A 23,028-nucleotide genomic window follows, 5' to 3' on the forward strand; every position below is an offset into this window, starting at 1 on the left:
GGTAGGTGACGGAACATGATTGAAATGAAGGGCATAAGAAAAGCATTCAATGGCAACGTCGTATTAAACAATGTTGAGTTCACCCTGTTAGACGGGGAAATCCACGCCTTAATGGGTGAAAATGGTGCCGGTAAATCAACGATGATGAAAATTTTGGCCGGTATCTACTCGCGAGATAACGGTGACGTGCTAGTTGACGGTCAGTCGTATACATTTACTTCAGCAAAAGACGCAGAAAACTTAGGCATTCACGTAATTCACCAAGAATTAAATATTCTGCCGCATTTATCTGTAGCAGAAAACCTGTTTTTAGGAAAAGAAAAAACAATTGGTTGTACTGGATTCCTGCGTACGCGCGAAATGAATAAAGAAGCAAAGACACTATTGGCAAAGCTCGGTTTGCATATTGATGTACGTCAGCCTGCCGGTTCGCTATCAGTCGGAAAACAACAGCTGATTGAAATTGCCAAAGCGATTAATTCAGAAGCAAAGTATATCGTAATGGATGAACCGACAGCTGCCCTTACAGATCGTGAAATTGAAACTCTTTTTGAAACGATTAGAGAACTGAAAGCAAAAGGTATTTCGTTTGTTTATATTTCACATCGTATGGAAGAGATTTTTGCAATTTGTGATCGTATTACGATTTTACGTGATGGTGAGTATGTTGGGGTTCGGGAAATTCCAAAAACAACTTTCGATGAAATCGTTAAAATGATGGTCGGACGTGAGCTTGGTGAACGTTATCCAAGCCGTAATGCAAAAATTGGGGATGTTGCTCTAGAAGTAAAAGGGCTAACATGTCCTGCGGTATGCAATGATATTAACTTCCAGATCCGCAAAGGGGAAATACTAGCATTTGCCGGTTTAATGGGAGCAGGCCGTACAGAAGTAGCACAGGCGATTTTCGGTAATCTTAAAAAGTCTAAAGGTGACATCTTCATCCACGGGGAAAAAGCTACGATAAAAAACCCGATTCAAGCAATGAAATACGGGATAGGATTTGTTACGGAAGACCGTAAAACAGAAGGTCTTGTACTGGATTTTTCAATTAAGGAAAATATGTTTTTAACAAATTTGAAAACGATTGCAAAAAGTGGCTTTATTCAACCACAACAAGAGCAATTGCATGCTGCGAAATATATTGAGCAGCTAAATATTCGCTGCAGTAATGCAGCACAGGCTGTCGGCTCATTAAGCGGGGGTAATCAGCAAAAAGTAGTTATCGCAAAGTGGTTAAGCACAAAACCGGATATTTTGATCTTGGACGAACCTACTCGCGGTGTTGATATCGGCGCCAAAAAAGAAATCTACTCGATTATGAATCAGTTAGCCGAGGAAGGTGTAGCCATTTTAATGATTTCCTCAGAGCTAACGGAAGTGTTAGGTATGGCTGACCGTGTAATGATTATGCATGAAGGTCGTCAAACAGCTATTTTAGACAATGTTGACTTAACACAAGAAACTATTATGCATTACGCAACAGGAGGAGAAGAAGTTGTTAAAAACTAGCTCAAAAGAAATGTTAGGAAAGCTAGGTCCTCTTTTAGGATTATTTTTAATTGTAATTGTCATTACGATTTTAAATCCAAGCTTTATGACAACAGATAATGTTTTAAATATTTTACGTCAAGTATCAATAAGTGCGCTTATCGCATTTGGTATGACTTTTGTTATTTTAACTGGCGGAATCGATTTATCGGTTGGCTCGACATTAGCGCTTACAGGTGCCGTAGCTGCCACAATGCTCGCTTCAGGAATAGATCCTGTATTAACAATTCTGGCGGCCTTATTATTAGGTGCCGTTCTTGGTGCTGTAAATGGTATTATCATTGCAAAAGGAAAAGTTGCACCATTCATCGCAACATTGGCAACAATGACAATTTACCGTGGATTAACGTTAGTATACACGGATGGGCGCCCTGTTTCAGAATTAGGAAACGAAATTACATTCCAAATGTTAGGGAAAGGATATTTCTTCGGTATCCCTGTTCCGGTATGTACAATGATCCTAGCTTTCATTGTGTTATATGTAATTATGCATAAAACGACATTCGGTCGCCGTGTTTATGCAGTAGGCGGCAATGAAGCGGCATCTAAATTATCAGGAATCAATGTAGATCGTGTAAAAATTGCCGTATATTCATTAACAGGTATGTTAGCTGCTTTATCCGCGCTGATTTTAACATCCCGTCTAAACTCTGCCCAGCCAACAGCAGGGACGTCTTATGAATTGGATGCAATTGCAGCAGTTGTATTAGGTGGGACAAGTTTAACAGGCGGTAAGGGCTGGATTTTCGGTACATTAGTAGGTGCCTTGATTATCGGCGTGTTGAATAACGGATTGAACTTAATCGGTGTTTCTTCATTCTTCCAGCAAGTAGTAAAAGGAATTGTTATTTTAATCGCGGTATTAATTGACCGTAAAAAAACAGCATAGAAAGTAGGTCATTAGCTTGAAAAAACGTTTGATATTTTTAATGGCACTTATGGCCACTGTAATGTTATCGGCTTGTTCAGTAAAGCCGGGGTTCTCTTTGGAGCCTTCTTTTGGTACATCTGCTACATCTTCTGAGAGTAATAGCGATACGTTGACAATTGGTTTATCTATTTCAACTTTAAACAATCCTTTCTTTGTAACGCTAAGTGAAAATGCAGAAGCAAAGGCAAAAGAGCTTGGTGTGAAAACAACAATTGTAGATGCGCAGGATAATGCATCCAAGCAAGCATCCGATATTGAAGATTTAATACAACAAAACGTTGATCTGATCATCATTAACCCGGTAGATTCTGTTGCTGTGGCAACTGCAGTTGAATCTGCTAATGCTTTAAATATTCCTGTTATCACAGTAGACCGTTCATCTGAAGGTGGCGAAGTCGTATCACATATTGCCTCTGATAACGTAGCTGGCGGAAAGCTGGCTGGAGAGTATATAACAGAGTTGGTTGGTGAAGGTGCCAAAGTTGTTGAATTGGAAGGCGTCGCAGGGTCGTCTGCTGCACGTGATCGTGGACAAGGGTTCAATGAAGCTGTCACAGGTATATTAGACGTCGTTGCAAAGCAAACAGCGAACTTTAACCGTTCAGAAGGCTTAACAGTGATGGAGAACATTCTGCAGTCCAATCCGGATGTTACAGCCGTATTTGCACACAATGACGAAATGGCATTAGGTGCACAAGAAGCAATTTCGGCTTCGGGTAAGAAGATTGTAGTAGTCGGCTTTGATGCGACTGACGATGCGGTAGCTGCTGTAAAAGCTGGAAGTTTAGCTGCAACGGTTGCGCAAAAACCCGATGAGATTGGAAAGATCGCAATGGAAACAGCGATTGCTTATTTAAACGGTGAAACGGTTGAAAAAGTGATTCCAGTGAATCTTGAATTAATTACAAAATAATAATGCAACAGCCTGCAAATAGGCTATTGCACCTCTTAGGCTGTCACAAGTAATTTTGTGGCAGCCTTTATTATGGAACTATAAAAACTTAGTACAATAAAAAAAAGTACAACAGAGGCCTATTAAGCCTTTGCTGTACTTTTAAGAAAAATTATTTTTCTTCAGCTACGAATGGTAATAATGCCATAATACGTGAAACTTTGATTGCAGATGTAAGTTTACGTTGGTATTTAGCAGAAGTACCAGTTACGCGACGTGGTAAAATTTTACCGCGCTCAGAGATGAATTTCTTTAAAAGATCTACATCTTTGTAGTCGATGTGCGTAATGTTATTTGAAGTGAAGTAGCAAACTTTACGGCGTTTGCGGCCTCCGCGACGTGGTGCCATTATCGTGTTCCTCCTTTTAATTTTTAATTATAGATGTGAAGTTCTTAGAACGGTAAATCGTCTTCAGAAACTTCAATCGGTCCTTTACTGTTTGCAAATGGATCTTCATCTACACGTGTATAGTTTTGCTGATTTTGAGCTGGCTGTTGATAAGAACCGTAAGAATCCTGAGATTGCGCGCCTCCAAATTGTTGGTTAGGCTGATTATAAGATGGCTGACCACCATAATTTTGCCCTCCACCGTATTGTTGGCTTGGTGCACCTTGTGATGCATTAGCTCCTCCACGTGGTTCTAAGAACTGCACTGAATCAGCAACGACATCTGTTGTATACACACGCTTTCCATCTTGTCCTTCAAAGCTACCTGTTTGAATACGACCTTCTACACCAATCAAACTCCCTTTTCTCATGAAGTTTGCTAAGTTTTCAGCTTGTTTTCTCCAGGCGATACAGCCTATGAAATCTGCTTCGCGTTCACCAGACTGGCTCGAAAATGTACGGTTTACGGCAATCGTAAAGCGTGCCATTGGAACTCCACTCGGTGTGTAACGAAGCTCTGGATCCTTTGTAAGCCTTCCGACTAATACGACACGGTTAATCATCAATGCACCCTCCTTTTTTCAGCATTTAAGTTTAAAAATTATTTGTCTTCTTCGCGTACTGCGATGTGACGGATGATGTCTTCGCTGATGTTAGCTAGACGAGTATATTCGTTGATAGCTTCAGTACCAGCGTTAACTTTCACGATTTGGTAGAAACCTTCGCGGAAGTCATTGATTTCGTAAGCTAAACGACGCTTACCCCAATCTTTTGCTTCTGTGATCTCTGCACCATTTGAAGTTAAGATTTCTTGGAAACGCTCTACTAAAGCTTTCTTCGCTTCTTCTTCAATGTTTGGGCGGATGATGTACATTAATTCGTACTTTCTCATTTGTGTTTGCACCTCCTTATGGACTTGGGCTCTCCTACTAAATAGGGAGCAAGGAGTAAGTAACTTCTATTACTCACATCAATGAATTGTATCATAGTTGTTATTTCTATGCAACTGGCTACATCTTTTAATATTAATGAAATAGATTATTTCATATACAAATAAACGCTTTGTGAGGATAGATTTCTACTCACAAAGCGTCTCCTAATTATACGTTAAATAAGAACTCCAATACGTCGCCGTCTTGTACAACGTATTCTTTACCTTCAGCACGCACTCGGCCTGCTTCTTTTGCAGCTGGCTTTGAACCGTATTCTACTAAATCCGTATATGCTACTGTTTCAGCACGGATGAAGCCGCGTTCAAAGTCAGAGTGGATAATACCTGCACATTGTGGTGCTTTCATGCCTTTGCGGAATGTCCATGCACGAACTTCCTGCACACCAGCTGTAAAGTAAGTAGCTAAACCTAATAGGCTGTATGAAGCCTTAATTAATTGGTCTAAACCTGATTCAGCAATTCCTAATTCAGCTAAAAATTCTTTTTTCTCATCGTCTTCCAACTCAGAGATTTCTTCTTCAATTTTCGCACAAACAGTAATTACTTGAGCGCCTTCAGCTGCTGCGTATTCTTGTACCATTTTTACATACTTGTTTTCAGATGGATCCGCTACCTCATCCTCAGAAACGTTCGCAACATAAAGCATTGGTTTAATCGTTAATAAGTGTAAACCTTTGATGACTTTTTTCTCGTCATCTGAAAGGTCTGCTGCTCGAGCAGGTTTTTCAGCCTCTAATACTTCTTTTAGCTTTTGAAGAATTGGCTCTTCTACCATCGCTTCTTTATCTTTTTGCTTCGCCATTTTTGCTACACGTGCAATACGTTTATCCACTGATTCCATATCCGCTAAAATCAATTCTAAATTAATAACTTCAATGTCATCGATCGGGTTTACTGTACCCGAAACGTGCGTAATATTTTCATCTTCAAAACAACGAACAACTTGGCAAATTGCATCTACTTCACGAATGTGAGCAAGGAATTTGTTTCCTAAACCTTCACCAGTAGAAGCACCTTTTACGATACCTGCGATGTCTGTGAATTCAAAAGTTGTCGGAACTGTTTTCTTTGGTACTACTAATTCTGTTAATTTGTCTAAACGCTCATCCGGAACAGTTACGCTACCAACGTTTGGTTCGATTGTTGCGAACGGGTAGTTAGCCGCAAGAGCGCCTGCTTTTGTAATTGCGTTGAATAAAGTCGATTTTCCTACGTTAGGTAAACCAACAATACCAGCTGTTAATGCCATATTGACACAACCTTTCTATGTTCAGTTCATTTAAGTTTATTATTAATTTTTTTATGGATTTTTCTGTCCATTAAATTTTACAACCTTGTCTATTATATTGATTGCGGGCATAAAAGTCTATTTTGCATTTAGACTTCTTCTGCCTGGCGTAAAATTTTCTTCATTTTTTTCTCAAACTCCCGGCGTGGAATCATAACGCTATGTCCGCAACCCTCACATTTTATACGAATATCGGCACCTAATCGAATTACTTTCCATTCGTTTGTGCCACAAGGATGTTGTTTTTTCATTTCCACAACGTCATTAAGACCGTACTGCTTTGCTTCCATCTACTATTCTCCTCCTTGATTTCGCTCATAAAACATCATTTTCGGTACAGCAAGAGGAATACCGTTGCGTGTTAAGATGTCGATTACATCTTTCCGAATAATACGTGATATTGAATATTGCTGTAATGGTAATGTTTCTATTGTAATAGCAATAGTCGCTTCTGTGCTTGTCGTATTTGTGACACCTAAAAAGACAGGAGCAGAAACAAGTTCCTCATATTTTTCCGGTAATGTATCCAGATAGTTTTGTATAACCATTTGAACTTTTTCAATATTGACATCAAGCGGAATTTGCATATTAATCGTAGCTTTTGAGTTATTGATAGAATAGTTGATAACATCTACAATACTGCCGTTTGGAATAATAAATTGTTCTCCTGTTACTCCCTTTACTTTCGTTGTACGAAGGCCGATTTCCATCACAGTACCTTCAGCCGTATTTATTTTCACAAAATCCCCTACACCGAACTGATCCTCTAAAATAATGAAAAATCCTGTAATAACATCCTTCACTAAGTTTTGCGCACCAAAGGCAATGGCCACAGAAGCAATACCTGCCCCTGCCAGTAACCCGGCAATTTGTATATTCATAGCCGATAAAATTCCCATAATGGCGGAGAAGTACACTAAATAGCTCAATACGCTTTGCAGCAGCTTTACAATCGTAAGCTGTCGACGCTCATTATTTCTTACACGCAGCATAAACACTCGATGAATGATCTTCTTGCCGATAAAAACGACAAGGTATGAAATAACGATAATCGCCAGAATCTTCGCGCTGGTTGCCAGAATCTTTACCAAAAATTCAGTACTTGTGACGTATTCCCAAAGTTTTGTCGTATAGTCTGCGAGCCCTTTAATATCCGTTTCAGCAAATTCCTCTAAATCTAATTTCAAATCTTTTTCCAAATTTACCACCTCTTGTATAACAAACTTTAAAATTGAATATACTGCATAAATATATCGTATTTTAGCTTATTTCTCGAGTAATCTACTTAAATCAAAAAATTAAAGGAGTGATAATATGACACAAGCATGTCCTCAAAATTATAGCGTCCATTACGAGCAGACGAGCGCAGTTTGGGAGCTGAGCGAAATCTTTTTAAAAACGATTCCTTTTGACCATGAAGAACTTATTTTTTGCTGTATCGGTACAGACCGATCTACAGGTGATGCACTAGGCCCGATTATCGGCAGCCAGCTGCACCAAACTTTTTCATTTCCATTTCCGGTTGTTGGAACATTGCAGGCACCGCTTCATGCGCTCAATATTGTAGAGCGATACGAACAGCTTATTAATGAAAAAGAACAACCTTTTATTATTGCGATTGATGCGTGTTTAGGTGAGTCAAATGCGATTGGTTCTATTCTAATCCAACAGGGTCCGCTTTATCCCGGAAAAGCCGTAAAAAAAGAGTTGCCCCCTATCGGTAACATTTCTGTTAAAGGAATTGTTAACGTAGGAGGCTTTATGGAAGCTAAAGTATTACAAAATACGAGACTGCATGTTACGTATTCTATGAGCGATAAAATCGTTCGGGCACTTGTTTTAGCATGGCAGCGCCATTTACTGAAACGGAAAAATAATCGCAACGAGTATCCCGACCATCAAAATCGCTGGCAGCAAATTGGCTATACGGATTTTCGTTAATCCGGCAATATTCAAACCGATTGCCATAATCATAATACCGCCCGTTGCCGTCATTTCTGTAATGAATAGGTCCAGTGCTTCACTAGGAATATATGTACTAATAACGCCTGCAAATAATGCAATCGAGCCTTGATATAAAAGTACAGGAATTGCCGATAGTAAAACACCTATCCCTAAAGTTGAACTTAATATAATCGACATAAACCCATCGATAATCCCTTTAGTAATGAGGATATTGTGATCATTGCGCAAGCCACTATCAAGAGCACCGAGAATCCCCATTGAACCAATAACAAAAATGAGCGTTGCAGTAACAAAACCCTCTGCAATCGTTCCTTTTTGTGCGCGCTTTCCAAAAAGGGACTCAATCCATTGACCGAAGCGATTAAACTTCCCTTCAAGGTCGAGCCATTCACCTATGACCGCACCAATGATTAAACTGACTATTAGCAGAATAAAATTCGTACTCTCCAATCCCATTTGAATTCCTAATAGCGCAACGACTAAACCGATAATGGATAACACTGTTTGCTGCATGGATTCCGGAATATTCTTAAAGATACGGCCGACCAATGCACCGATTATAATAAATAATGCATTTAACAGAGAACCTAGTAATACCATGAAATTTTCCTCTTTCTATTTGCTGTCTAACAAACCAACTTTATGTATTATTCTGTTTATATTATAACTGTTCATAAAAAAAGTGCTGGAACTTTTCGCTCAGCACTTTTTATTGTTGTTCCATATTTAATATTTCCAAAATACGATGCAAATCATCTTCTGAATAAAACTCAATTTCAATTTTACCTTTGTTCTTAGCCTTTTTGATCTGTACTTGTGTTCCAAAATAGTCACGTAATTGGGACTCAGTTGCCTGTATATGAATATCCTTTTTTGTCGGCTTTGTTTCACGTGAAACGGCTTCATTTAAATCCTGGATATACTTTTCCAATTGGCGAACATTAAGATGGTCCTTTATTACTTTATGTGCCACTTCAGGTATACGTCGTTTATTTTTTAATCCAAGCAATGCGCGGCCATGCCCCATTGTCAGTTTTCCTTCGTTGACAAGGTCTCGAATGTCTTCCGGTAGCTGCAACAGACGGATTAAGTTAGCAATATGCGGACGGCTTTTTCCTAATCGTTTCGCTAAATCATCCTGTGTAAAATTCAGTTTCACAATTAAACTGTTGTATGCTTCTGCCTCTTCAATCGGAGTTAAATCTTCACGTTGCAAGTTTTCCAAAATGGCAACTTCCATCATTTGCTGCTCATTAAAGTCTTTTACAATGACAGGTACTTCTGTTAAACCTGCACTGACAGCCGCACGATAACGGCGTTCACCTGCCACAATTTCATATTTCCTAGCATTTTTACGGACGACAATCGGTTGAATAATACCATGTTCAATAATAGAGCTGGCTAATTCTTCAATTGCAGTCTCATCAAAGATTTTACGTGGCTGAAATGGATTTGCTAAAATTTTCCCGACTGCAATTTGCTGTACCTGGTCTTCTTTATGTACGGCTTCTTCACGAAAAAGCGCATCAATTCCTTTACCTAAACCTTTAACCATTTTTAATCACTTCCCTTGCAAACTCTAAGTAAATTTCTGCTCCGCGTGATTTTGAATCATATAAAATTACCGGTTTCCCATGACTGGGAGCCTCACTTAACCGCACATTACGCGGAATAATTGAACGATATACTTTATCCTGGAAATAACGTTTTACTTCATCAATTACTTGAAGCCCTAAATTCGTACGGGCATCCAGCATTGTGAGCAACACGCCATCAATCATTAACTCCTTGTTCAAATGTTTTTGGACAAGGCGGACTGTCGAAAGAAGTTGGCTTAACCCCTCTAATGCGTAATATTCACATTGGACCGGGATAATCAGTGCATCGGAGGCAGTCAGCGCATTAATTGTTAATAAGCCAAGTGATGGCGGACAATCAATAATAATGAAATCAAAATTATTTTTAATCTCCTGCAATGATTTTTTCAGTCGAACTTCACGGGAAATTGTAGACACAAGCTCAATTTCAGCACCTGCCAATGATATTGTAGCAGGAACAATATATAAATTTTCTACATCCGTTTGTTGGATGACACCTTTAATATCTTCATCATTAATCAATACGTCGTATACACAGCTTTCTAAATCACCTTTTCGAACACCTAATCCGCTTGAAGCGTTACCTTGTGGGTCGATATCGATTATTAATACTTTCTTTCCTAAAAAAGCTAAACATGCACTTAAGTTAACAGAGGTTGTCGTTTTTCCAACGCCACCTTTTTGATTGGCTATCGCAATAATACGTCCCAATATCCGCACCTGCTTTCATCACTTCAATTTAGGTATATTTTTAAAGTCTAAAAATCTCGGATGACTAAATCTTCCTTTTACAATACTGTTTCTTTTATCTTAACAAAAAATGTTAGAAAACGATGCTATGAAACATAAATTATTTCAAAAAACTTGCTGAACCTACTAATCTACTAAAAAAACTGCCTAGAAAGTCGTTATCTTTCGGGCAGTTCAATAATTTATTTTTTCTTCGGAATTTTTACAGTGATTTGGTAGTAATCGTCTGTATCTTCTTCCTCCGTTTTTACATTAATTCCACTTTTCGTCACCATCGATAACGACTGCTTGATCGTATTAAGGGCAATACGCACATCTTTGCTGATCGCTTTTCTGCTTGGTTTACGTTTTTTTATCTCTGGCTCATCGGGATTTAGAATTTTTTGAATTTGTTCTTCAAGCTGTCTAACATTCCAATCATACTCTTTCGTCGCTGCAATGAGCTGCATTTGTAATTGCTCATCTTTGACTACAATTAAAGCCCGGGCATGACGTTCCGAAATTTCACGATTCAAAATAGCATCCTGAACAAATTGAGGCAACTTTAATAAACGCAATTTATTAGCTACTGTTGATTGTCCTTTACCAAGACGTTGTGCAAGCGCTTCTTGTGTAAGCTGATGCAATCCTAATAGTTGCTGATAAGCAAGCGCTTCTTCAATTGCTGTTAATTCCTCACGTTGAAGGTTTTCAATCAGGGCAATAGACGCTGTTTCCCGATCATTTAAATTGCGTACAATAGCAGGTACTTCTGTCCATTGTAGAGATTTCATCGCCCGATAACGTCGCTCACCGGCAATTATTTCATATTTATCTGCGTCATTATTGATTGGACGAATCACAATTGGTTGAATGACGCCATGTGTATGAATCGTTCTTGCTAATTCTTCAATCTTCTCATCATCAAAAACTGTACGTGGCTGATAACGGTTCGGAATGATTTTGTCTATTGGAATTTTAACTACTTCTTCTGAAGCCATCGAGATATTCTCTATTACTTCTACTTCACTTTTTACTTCAGGCTCTTTGCTCCCGCCTCCGAAAAAACGTGAAAAAGTACTTTTCATCCGTGTGGCACCACCTTTAGGAAACTGTCTACCTCATATACAATATTATTTCTGATTCATTCAAAAATGTACAGTGTTCAATGAATAGTAATTTACGAGAAAGACAGATTTCGCCTAAATAAGGACAAAATAATGTCTTTACCCATTTGTATTTCAAAATAAACTTATATTTTTCTATCCACTAAAAAAACATAAATATAAATATATATGCAGCAAAAGACGGATATATTTCAAATTTGGTTAATTTTTTATTTAATTGGTGTTTTATTAGGAACACCTGGTTTACGTGGGTATTTTTTTGGTGTCGGTTTTACTTTATCAAATACATAAAGTGAACGTTCGCTTTCCTCTACCGGTAAATGGAATGCAAACTCCTCTATTAATTTTCCGCCTAATGTAGAGATGGCTTTTGTCGCATCTTTTAATTCTTCTGCGCCTGCTGCAGCTTTTAATGCAACAAAATAACCGCCTTCTTTTGCTAAAGGAATACATAGCTCTGATAATACAGAAAGACGTGCTACCGCGCGGGCTGTTACAACATCAAATTTTTCACGATATGCTGCATTTTGGCCAAACTCTTCAGCACGGGCATGAACAAATGTCATATGATCCAAGTTTAACTCATTTGTTAAATGATTTAAAAACGTAATTCGTTTATTAAGTGAATCGACAATCGTAATTTGTAAATGCGGGAAGCAAATTTTAATCGGGATACTTGGGAAGCCTGCTCCTGCACCAACATCGCATACCGTTGTCACTTTTGTAAAATCAAAATAAAATGAGGCACTGATTGAATCATAGAAGTGCTTTAAATAAACGCCTTCCAAATCCGTAATCGCCGTTAAGTTCATTTTCTCATTCCACTCAACTAAAAGCTCAAAATATTTTTTAAACTGCGAAATCTGGTGTTCTGAAAGCTCAATCCCCTTTTCCTTCAATGCTTCGATAAACTGCTTTTCGTTCATAAAATGATTCCTCCATATTAAAGAATGAGCGCCTTTCTGGATAAAGACGCTCACATCATTCAGTTCGTAGTTACTTTTGCAATTTTACCTTGCTCAATATAGACAAGTAAAATTGAAACATCTGCAGGGTTTACACCTGAAATACGCGATGCTTGAGCAATTGAAAGCGGCTGAACACTTTTAAGCTTCATGCGTGCTTCTGTCGCCAAGCTTGGAATAGCATCATAATCGATATTTTCAGGGATTTTCTTATCCTCAAGCTTCTTCATTTTCTCTACTTGCTGAAGTGCTTTTTGAATATACCCTTCATATTTTAATTGAATTTCAATCTGCTCTTTTACATCACCTGAAAGTTCCACTTCTGATGGAGTTAGGGAAGCAACTAAATCATACGTCATTTCTGTACGTTTTAAAAGGTCTGCTCCGCGGATACCATCTTTTAGCTCCGCACCGCCAGCATTGCGGATGACTTCTTGTGTCGTCGCATTCGGCTTAATAATAATTTCACGCAGACGCGCGATTTCCTGTTCAATCTGTGCCTTTTTCTCTTGGAACTTCGCATAACGATCTTCCGTAATCATCCCTGCTTTATAACCGATTTCCGTTAAACGTAAATCTGCATTGTCATGACGTAATAGAAGACGGTACTCTGCACGGGAAGTTAATAAACGGTAAGGTTCATTCGTACCTTTTGTAACTAGGTCGTCAATTAATACACCGATATAGGCATCTGAACGGTCTAAAATAATTTCTTCACGGCCTAAAACTTTTGCTGCGGCATTCATTCCGGCCATTAAGCCTTGTCCTGCTGCTTCTTCATAGCCTGAAGTACCGTTAATTTGACCTGCTGTATAAAGACCTTGGATTTTTTTCGTTTCTAATGTTGGCCATAATTGTGTAGGAATAACTGAATCATACTCAATTGCATAGCCCGCACGCATCATTTCGGCATTTTCTAAACCAGGGATCGATGCGATTAATTTCTTTTGAACATGCTCCGGTAAGCTTGTCGATAAACCTTGGACATAAACTTCACGTGTATTGCGTCCTTCAGGCTCCAGGAAAATCTGGTGACGCGGCTTATCGTTAAAGCGTGTTACTTTATCTTCAATTGATGGGCAGTAACGTGGACCTGTCCCTTTAATCATCCCTGAAAACATTGGAGAAAGGTGCAGATTTTCTTCAATTGTACGATGTGTTTCTTCTGTTGTATAAGTTAACCAGCAAGGAAGCTGATCCATAATATATTCCGTTGTTTCAAAGCTGAACGCACGGGGTACATCATCACCAGGCTGAATTTCCGTTTTTGAATAATCAATTGTACGGTTGTTTACACGTGGTGGTGTCCCTGTTTTAAAACGGATCAAATCAAATCCTAATTCTTTTAAGTTATCCGCTAATTTGATCGATGGCTGCTGGTTGTTTGGACCTGAAGAATATTTCAGGTTTCCTAAAATAATTTCCCCACGTAAAAACGTACCTGTTGTAATAATAACAGCCGGTGCACGGTAAATTGCTCCAACTTGTGTAATGACACCTTTTACTGCGCCATCCTCTACAATTAGTTCATCGACCATTGCCTGATGAATTTGAAGGTTTTCTTCTTCTTCCAAAACCCGTTTCATCTCATGCTGATATTGGAATTTATCCGCTTGTGCACGTAAAGCGCGCACTGCTGGACCTTTCCCTGTATTTAACATGCGCATTTGAATATGTGTTTTATCGATAATGCGCCCCATTAAACCGCCAAGTGCATCAATTTCACGAACAACGATTCCTTTTGCAGGTCCGCCGACTGAAGGATTACATGGCATAAACGCAATCATATCTAAGTTAATTGTAAGCATGAGTGTTTTAGCACCCATTTTCGCAGCTGCATATGCAGATTCCACACCTGCATGTCCTGCCCCAACAACGATTACGTCAAAATTACCTGCTTCGTATTGTATTGACATGTTGTTCTTCCTCTCTATTATTCCGATTTATTTCCCTAAACAGAACTGCGAGAATAGCTGATTAATTAAGCTTTCCTGTACAGTATCTCCAATAATTTCACCAAGAATCTCCCATGTACGTGTCACATCGATTTGAATCATATCGACAGGTACACCTGATTCAGCTGCAGCAAGCGCATCTTCAATTACCTGTTGAGCTTGATGCAATAGCGCAATATGCCGCGCATTTGATACATATGTTAAATCGTTCGCTTCCACTTGCCCTTCAAAGAACAATGCTGCAATCGCTTCTTCCAGCTCAATTACACCTTCTTCTTTCAATAACGAAGTCGTTACGACACGATGTTTCCCAGCCAATTCATGAACACGGTTTAAATCGACTTTACGTTCGATATCTGTCTTGTTGACAACGACAATATAATCCATCGCCTGAATCGTTTCAAAAAGGCGTTCATCTTCTTCTGTAAGCTCTTCACCGTAATTCAATACAAGCAATATTAAATCAGCATCTTTTAATGCCTCTCTCGAACGCTCAACACCAATTCGTTCAACGATATCTTCTGTTTCCCGAATACCTGCTGTATCAACTAAACGTAAAGGAACTCCACGTACGTTTACGTATTCTTCAATAATATCACGAGTTGTGCCTGCAATGTCGGTTACAATCGCTTTATTTTCTTGAACTAAACTATTTAAAAGAGATGATTTACCTACGTTTGGACGGCCTAAAATAACGGTAGATAAACCTTCACGCAAAATTTTACCTTGAGATGATGTTTGAAGTAATTTAATAATTTCCTCTCGTACCCAACCGCATTTTTCAAGCAGTACAGGTATCGTCATTTCTTCCACATCGTCATACTCCGGATAATCAATGTTTACTTCCACTTGTGCCAACGTCTCTAATAATGCCTGGCGTAAAGATGTAATAAGACGAGAAAGCTTTCCATCCATCTGGCCGAGCGCAACATTCATTGCACGATCTGTTTTTGCACGGATTAAATCCATTACCGCTTCTGCCTGTGACAAGTCGATACGGCCGTTTAAAAATGCACGTTTCGTAAATTCCCCAGGCTCTGCTAAACGTGCACCGTAGCGTAATACAAGCTGCAGTACACGGTTAACAGACACAATACCGCCATGACAATTGATTTCGACAACATCTTCACGCGTAAATGTTTTAGGTCCGCGCATTAAGCTCAACATAACTTCCTCTACCACTTCATCGGTTTTCGGGTCGATCAAATGTCCGTAATGGATTGTATGTGTCGCAACTTCCGTCAGACGCTTATGATTTGGTGATTTAAATATTTTATCTGCAATCGCTACCGCCTCATCGCCGCTCAGACGAACAATCGCAATAGCTCCTTCTCCCATTGGAGTGGAAATCGCAGCAATCGTATCGAATTCCATTTATATCCTCCTATTTCAGTGTTATCCACATGTGGATAAATCACATCCGTGCTATACTAACTAACAATTTAGACTAACATATTTTCATTAAAATCTAAAGTAATGTAGATTTGGCTCCATTTTTCATTAAAAAAACGACCTATCCAAAAGAATAGGTCGAAATTTGTCTGTATATTATTTTACTGGCTCAATGACTAAATATCGGTTTGGTTCGACACCTTCTGAGTGCGTTTCGATATCTATTCGATTTGCCAAAGCATTATGAATAATCTTCCGTTCATAAGATGCCATTGGTTCAAATGATACGGGTTTTCGTGTTCGAATAGCCTTGTCCGCCATGCGTAATGCCAGCTGTTCAAGTGCTACTTGACGTCGCTCACGATAATCTTCCACATCCATTTGTAAAATCATAAACGATTTGGCTGTTTTATTAAGAATGAGCTGAGTTAAATGTTGGAGCGCATTTAATGTAAGGCCACGCTTTCCAATTAATAACGCTGCTTTCTCGCTCGATAACTTAAATGAAACATGTTTACCATCTGTTTCATGGTCAATTGTTAAATCTGTAATTCCCATTCCTGAAGCAATATTCGTTAAATACTCTTTTGCCTCTTCAATAGGATCCACTTGTTGTTGTTCATGGTGAATTGGTTGATCTTCATTAGCTGAAACCGGCTCATTCTCGATTGTTTTCTCGACAATTGTCAGTTCTTCCACATCAGATGCAGAACCTGAAGTCGTCTCTTGATCCACTTGCTGCTGAACAATTTCCTTTACCGTGACACGAACTTCAGCATTTCGTGCCCCAAAACCTAAAAATCCTTTTTTACCCTTTTGTAAAACTTCCACATCAACTTGTTCACGAGTATGGCCAAGCTTTTGTAACGCTAATGAGATCGCTTCTTCTACTGTTGCGCCTATTTGCGTAGTTTGTTTCACTTATTTCGCTCCTTTAGCATCGGTAGCATCCGGTTTATTTTTATTCCAAGGTTTGTAAATAACAAGGTTTTGTAATACAGATACAAAGTTTCCGACTACCCAATATAATGATAACGCAGCAGGTAAAATAATACCGAAACCAACAATCATTAATGGCATGATGTACATCATAATTTTCATTTGTGGGTTATCTACTGCTGGTCCAGTCATTAATACAACATACTGGATAAGACCTGCGATAACAGCAAATACAATACTTGGCTCCGCTAATGGAACCGCTAAAAATGTCCCTAATTCAAATGCATCCGGTGTTGCATTCATACGGCTAATCGCATGATAGAAACCGATTAGAATCGGCATTTGGATAAGGATCGGTAAACATCCAGCTAACGGGTTAACACCTGAAGTCTGCATTAACTGCATCATTTCCTGCTGGTATTTTTGCTGAGTTGCCGCGTCTTTTGAGCTGTATTTTGCTTGCAGCTCTTTTAACTTCGGCTGCATTTCCTGCATTTTCTTAGAACTTTTTACTTGTTTGATAGTTAAAGGCAGAATGATTAGACGAATAATAACAGTTACGATAATAATTGCAAATGCATAATTCGCAGCATTACCTTCAAACATATCAGCAAAAAGCTTGATAAATGATACTAATGGCCAAACAATATATTCATTCCAAAAGCCATCACTTTCAGATGAAATTGGTTGGTCAAATTCTGTACAGCCTGATAGCAGTAATACTACTGAAACAAGTGACAGCATTATCCATAGATTTTTCTTCAACCTTCTTCCTCCTAAAGCAAACCTATTCAATTTTATGACAATATTTTACCATTACGGACGTTCGTACACTACTAATTGTTCTGTAAATTCTAAGATTTGAGCAATGAATAATAAACAATTAATTGTGGAACTATCCTTTATATACTCTTGCAACCTTTAAAACATGCTGCAAGCTTTTTTTGGTTTCGTGAAAATCCAGTGTGGCCGCCTGCGTTCTGGCGATAATAACATAATCCATATCTTGTTTTACTTCATCTTTTAATTCCAGAAAAGCTTGGCGAATATAGCGTTTCACTTGAACCCGAGTGACCGCATTTCCTACTTTTTTGCTCACCGATAAGCCAATACGAAACGCCTGTTGTTCTTCCTTTTTCAAGCAATATACAACAAATTGGCGATTCGCAAACGACTTACCTTTTTTAAACACCTTTTGAAAATCTTCATTTTTCTTTATACGTTGGCGTTTATTCATGATCCATTCACCTGCTCCATCTAATCATTGGTACTTTTTTTTGCTCATTCAACAACGATAAAAGAAAAAAAAGACCACTGATGTGGCTCAGTGGACTTATGCTGATAATACTTTTCTTCCTTTTTTACGACGGCGAGCTAATACGTTACGGCCGTTTTTAGTGCTCATGCGAGCGCGGAAACCGTGAACTTTAGAGTGCTTACGTTTTTTAGGTTGGTACGTGCGTTTCATTTATATACACCTCCTGAATTCGAGCGTTACTATATCTATCTCTACATACAGACCATGATATTATATAAAGAATAAAACCTATTTGTCAATGCTTCAATTTTATTTTTCTCTTTTTCCCTATAAACCTCATATAATCCCCTTGCTGATCTACACTCCCACTTATCCACAATCTATAAAAATAATTTAAGTTTATGCTGTGAATAGTATTTTTGCCCTTAAAAATTATCCACAACGTTTATCTACAGGTTTTTCACATACTACAAACCTGTGGACAACTGTTATGTATATAACATATGATTATGTGGATAAGATCGTTTAAGTATTGAAATACCTAACTTTATTTGATACGATAACTGTGTTTTACTTTGTGGAATTCTTTTCTGGGAAATATATTATCCACAATTGTTGATAATCTGTGGACAAAGATTTCCCCTACTCTAGAACAACCTTTATCCACAACTTGTGGTTATGTGTATGAACTCCTTTTTAATTATAAAATATATATTTTATAGCTCTGTTTCCTATTAACCATCTAACAGAGCCTTTCTTTTTTCGTAAGCAAGAAAGTTTGCATTTGTAAGGAAATTCACATAAAAAGAGACTCTCAACTAATCTTTGTTAGTATGAGCTTTGTCATTTAAATATACGAATCGAATGTGAAATGAATTAATGAAAGGAAGAAAGAGCTTGGAACATTTAGAAAACCTATGGAATGCCGTCCTTGCCCAAGCTGAACAGAAAATCTCGAAACCGAGCTTTGATACTTGGCTGAAATCAACGAAACTTCTTGCACATAGTGGCACAAAAGTGACGATTTCCGCGCCTAACTCTTTTGCCCGCGATTGGCTTGAACAATATTACATCCATATGATTACAGGAATATTAAACGAGTTAACTGGAGAGGATCTAGTCATTAATTTTGTTGTCCAGAAAGATCAGGCCGCAGATGACTTTGAACTACCGCCCCCAATTACTCAAGCAAAATCAAGTGAACACCATGACATTACCCCAGGTATGCTCAATCCAAAGTACACATTTGATACATTCGTTATTGGTTCCGGTAACCGCTTTGCCCATGCAGCGAGCTTAGCTGTGGCGGAGGCACCTGCAAAAGCTTACAACCCGTTCTTTATTTATGGGGGGGTAGGTTTAGGAAAAACTCACTTAATGCATGCAATTGGACATTATGTAAAAGAACATAATCCGACAGCAAATGTCGTCTATTTATCATCCGAAAAATTCACAAATGAGTTTATTAACTCAATCCGTGATAATAAAACAATCGATTTTCGAAATAAATACCGCAATGTTGATGTACTGCTAATAGATGATATTCAATTTTTGGCTGGTAAGGAATCGACACAAGAGGAATTCTTCCATACATTCAATACACTGCATGAAGAATCAAAGCAGATTGTCATCTCAAGTGACCGCCCTCCCAAGGAAATTCCAACCTTAGAGGATCGTTTGCGTTCACGCTTTGAATGGGGACTAATTACTGATATTGCACCACCTGATTTAGAAACGCGTATTGCGATTTTACGTAAAAAAGCGAAAGCAGACGGACTGGATATTCCGAATGAAGTCATGCTTTATATTGCCAACCAGGTTGATACAAATATTCGTGAACTTGAAGGGGCTTTAATACGAGTAGTGGCCTATTCATCCTTGGTGAATATGGATGTTTCGCCTGAACTTGCTGCGGAAGCTTTAAAAGATATTATGCCGAATTCGAAACCGCGTATGATTTCCATTTTGGATATTCAAACTGCAACAGGTGAACATTACAGTATACGCTTGGAAGACTTTAAAGCAAAGCGCCGGACAAAATCGATTGCTTATCCTCGACAAGTTGCGATGTACTTATCTCGTGAATTAACAGATTATTCATTACCTAAGATTGGTGAAGAGTTTGGGGGGCGTGATCATACAACAGTGATCCATGCCCATGAAAAAATCTCTTCTTTACTTAAAACAGATCAGCAGCTTCAGCAGGATATTAAACAAATTCGTAGTATGTTAGGTAAATAAACTCTGTGTATAACTTTGTCTTTTTCACACAAGACTATTCACAACTTATCAACATGTGGATAGCGCTCTCTACCTGTGTAAAATAGGGGTTATCCACAAATTCACAGGCCCTATTACTATATCTATTAATATCTTTAAATAAATAATTAATTATATAAGAGAGGTAAACTAATGAAATTTACTATTTTACGTGATCGTCTTTTAGCAGGATTAAACGATGTAATGAAAGCTGTAAGTTCTAAAACGACGATCCCTATTTTAACGGGGATTAAAATCGATGTTACAAACGAAGGTATGACGTTAACTGGTAGTGATGCAGACATTACAATCCAGACATTCATTCCTGTAGAAGAAAACGGCGAACAGATTATGGATATTACACAAACAGGCTCTATTGTGCTACAAGCTCGTATGTACAATGAAATTATCCGTAAATTGCCTACTAATGAAGTAGAAATCGAAATTACAAACGGCTATGCAACTATTATCCGTTCAGGTAAGTCAGAGTTCCACCTTATTGGCTCAGATGCAACGGAATATCCACAGTTACCTGAAATTGCTGCTGACCGCCAATTTACGATTCCGACAGATTTATTAAAATCAGTTATTAGAGAAACTGTATTTGCTGTAGCGACATCGGAAAGTCGTCCGGTGTTGACAGGTGTAAACTGGAAAGTTGAGGGCGATGCATTAATATGCGTTGCAACGGATAGTCACCGTTTAGCGCGTCGCAAAGTGAATCTTGAAAATTTACCAAATGATATTACTTCAGTCGTAATTCCAGGTAAGAGCTTAAATGAATTGAACAAAATTTTAGAAGACACAAATAACCCGGTTCAAATCGTACTGACAAACCAGCATGTATTGTTTAAAACAGATGATGTCCTGTTCTTCTCTCGTCTTTTAGAAGGCAACTATCCGGATACATCACGTTTAATTCCGGAAGAGTTTAAAACAATGATCACGATTAACGGAAAATCTTTATTGCAGGCAATTGACCGTGCTTCACTTTTAGCTCGTGAAGATCGCAATAATGTCGTTCGTTTTGAAACACTGGAAAATCAAACAGTCGAAATTTCATCAAATTCACCTGAGATTGGTAAAGTTGAAGAACAGATCCAAGTGGAAAGTCTGGAAGGTGAAACATTAAAGATTTCATTTAGTGCCAAATATATGATGGAAGCGTTAAAAGCGATTGATGGACAAGATGTAGTAATTGAATTTACAGGTGCAATGCGCCCGTTCATCTTACGTTCTGTTGCAGATGATGCAATACTGCAATTGATTTTACCGGTACGTACTTACTAAAATTCAATAAAAATTCTAAAAGGAATGGTCTTAACTTGTTATTGAGACCGTTCCTTTTTTACTTATGGACAATTTTTAGGTATGATAGAATGATAAGACTTTATTTAAGTGGAGGATGAATTACGTTGAATGAATTAGTAATTGATACAGAATATATAACGCTTGGTCAAGCGCTTAAAATGACAGATGCAATTAGCTCTGGCGGTATGGCAAAGTGGTTTTTAAGTGAACATGAAGTGTTTGTAAATGGAGAAGTGGAAGATCGCCGCGGGAAAAAACTGCGTCATGGAGATGTGATTAATATCCCTGGTGTAGGACGTTACAAAATTGTCGATGCATTTATTGAAAACGGAGAAAATTAATTCATGAACATCGAGCGCTTGCAGCTAACAGATTATCGTAACTACGAATCGTTAACACTGGATTTTTCAGATAAAATTAATGTTTTTATTGGGGAAAATGCTCAAGGAAAAACAAATGTAATGGAATCAATCTATGTACTAGCGATGGCCAAATCTCATCGTACAGCGAACGATAAAGAATTAATACGTTGGGATGCGGATTATGGTAAAATAGAAGGTGTGGTAAATAAGCGTTACGGTGGCGTTCCTATCGAATTGACGATTTCAAAAAAAGGCAAAAAGGGCAAAATCAATCATCTTGAACAAACGAAACTAAGCAATTATATCGGACAGATGAATGTAGTAATGTTTGCACCGGAAGATTTGAATATCGTAAAGGGCAGCCCCCAAATTCGCCGAAGATTCATCGATATGGAAATCGGACAAATTTCCCCAGTTTACTTACATGATTTACTAACATTCCAAAAGATTTTGAAACAACGTAATCATTTATTAAAAAAGAATGCGGGAAAACAATCACTCGCATCTGATGTGATGTTTGATATTTATACAGAACAATATGTGCAGGCGGCAATTCAAATTATCCGTAAAAGATTTCAGTTTATTGAGCTTTTACAAGATTGGGCTGAACCGATTCACTTTGGCATTTCGCGAGGATTAGAAAAGCTTGTCATAAAATACCGCCCTGTAACGGGGATGGAAGCAAGCTGGACTGCCGAGGAAATGGCGGAATACTTAACAAAAAAACTAGAAGAAGTGAAGCAGCGTGAAATTGAGAGAGGCGTAACACTTATAGGGCCTCATCGGGACGATCTGCAGTTTTTTGTCAATGATTATGATGTTCAAGTATACGGCTCACAAGGGCAGCAACGCACAACGGCATTATCTTTGAAACTTGCCGAAATTGAACTTATTAAACAGGAAACGAAGGAAACTCCGATTCTTTTATTGGATGATGTTTTATCTGAATTGGACGATTACCGCCAATCACATTTATTAAATACAATTCAAGGTGAAGTCCAGACATTCGTTACAACAACGAGTGTAGAAGGTATTCACCATGACACAATACAGCACGCAAAATTGTTCCAAGTCACACAAGGAACAATTGAACAACCATAAGTGCA

Annotated in this window: 25 protein-coding genes; 8 read left to right on the top strand and 17 right to left on the bottom strand. The window is 38.3% G+C overall.

The window, feature by feature from the left end; all coding sequences use genetic code 11:
- Window positions 1–15: 15 nt before the first annotated feature.
- Genes ABS917_RS09300 through rbsB form a run of 3 tightly spaced genes read left to right on the top strand, consistent with a single transcriptional unit; the run spans window position 16 to window position 3,395 of the window.
- A complete protein-coding gene (locus tag ABS917_RS09300) occupies window positions 16–1,512 on the top strand; it encodes a sugar ABC transporter ATP-binding protein (protein WP_350478713.1) in 1,497 nt (498 codons plus the stop codon).
- Window positions 1,499–2,440, top strand: a complete 942-nt coding sequence (gene rbsC / locus ABS917_RS09305; RefSeq protein ID WP_350478714.1) for a ribose ABC transporter permease — start codon at window positions 1,499–1,501, stop codon at window positions 2,438–2,440. Before ABS917_RS09300 ends, rbsC begins: the two co-directional genes overlap by 14 nt.
- A gap of 16 nt (window positions 2,441–2,456) precedes the next feature.
- Window positions 2,457–3,395 (top strand): ribose ABC transporter substrate-binding protein RbsB, encoded by a 939-nt coding sequence (rbsB, locus tag ABS917_RS09310; protein WP_350478715.1) that lies wholly within the window; start codon window positions 2,457–2,459, stop codon window positions 3,393–3,395.
- Window positions 3,396–3,546: 151 nt separating this feature from the next.
- On the opposite strand, the gene rpsR is transcribed toward rbsB, so the two are convergent.
- The 6 genes from rpsR to ABS917_RS09340 all read right to left on the bottom strand — a co-directional run bounded on the left by rpsR (window position 3,547) and on the right by ABS917_RS09340 (window position 7,261).
- A complete protein-coding gene (gene rpsR, locus ABS917_RS09315) occupies window positions 3,547–3,786 on the bottom strand; it encodes a 30S ribosomal protein S18 (RefSeq protein ID WP_172954456.1) in 240 nt (79 codons plus the stop codon).
- 41 nt (window positions 3,787–3,827) lie between these two features.
- The gene (ssb, locus tag ABS917_RS09320; RefSeq protein ID WP_008408356.1) at window positions 3,828–4,385 is read right to left on the bottom strand and encodes a single-stranded DNA-binding protein; all 558 of its coding nucleotides are present in this window, start codon (window positions 4,383–4,385) and stop codon (window positions 3,828–3,830) included.
- A gap of 38 nt (window positions 4,386–4,423) precedes the next feature.
- Window positions 4,424–4,714, bottom strand: coding sequence for a 30S ribosomal protein S6 (rpsF, locus tag ABS917_RS09325; RefSeq protein WP_008408357.1), 291 nt, complete (start codon window positions 4,712–4,714; stop codon window positions 4,424–4,426).
- A gap of 208 nt (window positions 4,715–4,922) precedes the next feature.
- Window positions 4,923–6,023, bottom strand: a complete 1,101-nt coding sequence (ychF, locus tag ABS917_RS09330) for a redox-regulated ATPase YchF (RefSeq protein ID WP_350478716.1) — start codon at window positions 6,021–6,023, stop codon at window positions 4,923–4,925.
- Between the two features lie 128 nt (window positions 6,024–6,151).
- The gene (locus ABS917_RS09335; protein WP_079523585.1) at window positions 6,152–6,352 is read right to left on the bottom strand and encodes a DUF951 domain-containing protein; all 201 of its coding nucleotides are present in this window, start codon (window positions 6,350–6,352) and stop codon (window positions 6,152–6,154) included.
- Between the two features lie 3 nt (window positions 6,353–6,355).
- Window positions 6,356–7,261: a mechanosensitive ion channel family protein gene (locus tag ABS917_RS09340; RefSeq protein ID WP_350478717.1), complete on the bottom strand. Its 906-nt coding sequence runs from the start codon at window positions 7,259–7,261 to the stop codon at window positions 6,356–6,358.
- Window positions 7,262–7,376: 115 nt separating this feature from the next.
- Between ABS917_RS09340 and yyaC the strand changes: the two genes are divergently transcribed.
- Window positions 7,377–8,003 carry a spore protease YyaC gene (yyaC, locus tag ABS917_RS09345; protein ID WP_008408365.1) on the top strand — a complete coding sequence of 209 codons (627 nt, stop codon included), beginning with the start codon at window positions 7,377–7,379 and terminating at the stop codon, window positions 8,001–8,003.
- Here yyaC and ABS917_RS09350 read toward each other — a convergent pair.
- From ABS917_RS09350 to rpmH, 11 genes are all read right to left on the bottom strand, one after another.
- On the bottom strand, window positions 7,920–8,627 hold the full coding sequence (locus ABS917_RS09350) for a DUF554 domain-containing protein (protein WP_350478718.1): 708 nt from the start codon (window positions 8,625–8,627) through the stop codon (window positions 7,920–7,922). The genes yyaC and ABS917_RS09350 overlap by 84 nt on opposite strands.
- A 109-nt stretch (window positions 8,628–8,736) precedes the next feature.
- On the bottom strand, window positions 8,737–9,582 hold the full coding sequence (locus tag ABS917_RS09355) for a ParB/RepB/Spo0J family partition protein (RefSeq protein ID WP_350478719.1): 846 nt from the start codon (window positions 9,580–9,582) through the stop codon (window positions 8,737–8,739).
- Window positions 9,575–10,336, bottom strand: a complete 762-nt coding sequence (locus ABS917_RS09360) for a ParA family protein (RefSeq protein ID WP_079523590.1) — start codon at window positions 10,334–10,336, stop codon at window positions 9,575–9,577. The genes ABS917_RS09355 and ABS917_RS09360 overlap by 8 nt, the downstream gene beginning before the upstream one ends.
- Before the next feature lie 221 nt (window positions 10,337–10,557).
- Entirely contained in the window at window positions 10,558–11,442 is an 885-nt protein-coding gene (gene noc, locus ABS917_RS09365) for a nucleoid occlusion protein (protein ID WP_350478720.1), read from the bottom strand.
- Between the two features lie 248 nt (window positions 11,443–11,690).
- Window positions 11,691–12,407 (bottom strand): 16S rRNA (guanine(527)-N(7))-methyltransferase RsmG, encoded by a 717-nt coding sequence (gene rsmG / locus ABS917_RS09370; protein WP_350478721.1) that lies wholly within the window; start codon window positions 12,405–12,407, stop codon window positions 11,691–11,693.
- Between the two features lie 59 nt (window positions 12,408–12,466).
- Window positions 12,467–14,362, bottom strand: a complete 1,896-nt coding sequence (mnmG, locus tag ABS917_RS09375) for a tRNA uridine-5-carboxymethylaminomethyl(34) synthesis enzyme MnmG (RefSeq protein ID WP_350478722.1) — start codon at window positions 14,360–14,362, stop codon at window positions 12,467–12,469.
- Between the two features lie 27 nt (window positions 14,363–14,389).
- Window positions 14,390–15,775 (bottom strand): tRNA uridine-5-carboxymethylaminomethyl(34) synthesis GTPase MnmE, encoded by a 1,386-nt coding sequence (gene mnmE, locus ABS917_RS09380; RefSeq protein WP_350478723.1) that lies wholly within the window; start codon window positions 15,773–15,775, stop codon window positions 14,390–14,392.
- Between the two features lie 174 nt (window positions 15,776–15,949).
- On the bottom strand, window positions 15,950–16,714 hold the full coding sequence (gene jag, locus ABS917_RS09385; RefSeq protein ID WP_350478724.1) for an RNA-binding cell elongation regulator Jag/EloR: 765 nt from the start codon (window positions 16,712–16,714) through the stop codon (window positions 15,950–15,952).
- Window positions 16,715–17,497 (bottom strand): membrane protein insertase YidC, encoded by a 783-nt coding sequence (gene yidC, locus ABS917_RS09390; RefSeq protein WP_087617927.1) that lies wholly within the window; start codon window positions 17,495–17,497, stop codon window positions 16,715–16,717.
- A gap of 130 nt (window positions 17,498–17,627) precedes the next feature.
- Window positions 17,628–17,969, bottom strand: coding sequence for a ribonuclease P protein component (rnpA, locus tag ABS917_RS09395; protein ID WP_008408387.1), 342 nt, complete (start codon window positions 17,967–17,969; stop codon window positions 17,628–17,630).
- 96 nt (window positions 17,970–18,065) lie between these two features.
- A complete protein-coding gene (gene rpmH / locus ABS917_RS09400) occupies window positions 18,066–18,200 on the bottom strand; it encodes a 50S ribosomal protein L34 (RefSeq protein ID WP_008408389.1) in 135 nt (44 codons plus the stop codon).
- Between the two features lie 687 nt (window positions 18,201–18,887).
- On the opposite strand from rpmH, the gene dnaA reads away from it, so the two are divergent.
- The 4 genes from dnaA to recF all read left to right on the top strand — a co-directional run bounded on the left by dnaA (window position 18,888) and on the right by recF (window position 23,023).
- A complete protein-coding gene (gene dnaA, locus ABS917_RS09405) occupies window positions 18,888–20,231 on the top strand; it encodes a chromosomal replication initiator protein DnaA (protein ID WP_350478725.1) in 1,344 nt (447 codons plus the stop codon).
- A gap of 171 nt (window positions 20,232–20,402) precedes the next feature.
- Window positions 20,403–21,539: a DNA polymerase III subunit beta gene (dnaN, locus tag ABS917_RS09410; RefSeq protein WP_079523597.1), complete on the top strand. Its 1,137-nt coding sequence runs from the start codon at window positions 20,403–20,405 to the stop codon at window positions 21,537–21,539.
- A 125-nt stretch (window positions 21,540–21,664) separates the two neighbouring features.
- Window positions 21,665–21,901 carry a S4 domain-containing protein YaaA gene (gene yaaA / locus ABS917_RS09415; protein ID WP_350478726.1) on the top strand — a complete coding sequence of 79 codons (237 nt, stop codon included), beginning with the start codon at window positions 21,665–21,667 and terminating at the stop codon, window positions 21,899–21,901.
- A gap of 3 nt (window positions 21,902–21,904) precedes the next feature.
- The gene (gene recF, locus ABS917_RS09420) at window positions 21,905–23,023 is read left to right on the top strand and encodes a DNA replication/repair protein RecF (RefSeq protein ID WP_350478727.1); all 1,119 of its coding nucleotides are present in this window, start codon (window positions 21,905–21,907) and stop codon (window positions 23,021–23,023) included.
- Window positions 23,024–23,028: the final 5 nt, after the last annotated feature.

This window comes from Solibacillus sp. (assembly GCF_040273735.1).
Lineage (GTDB): Bacteria > Bacillota > Bacilli > Bacillales_A > Planococcaceae > Solibacillus.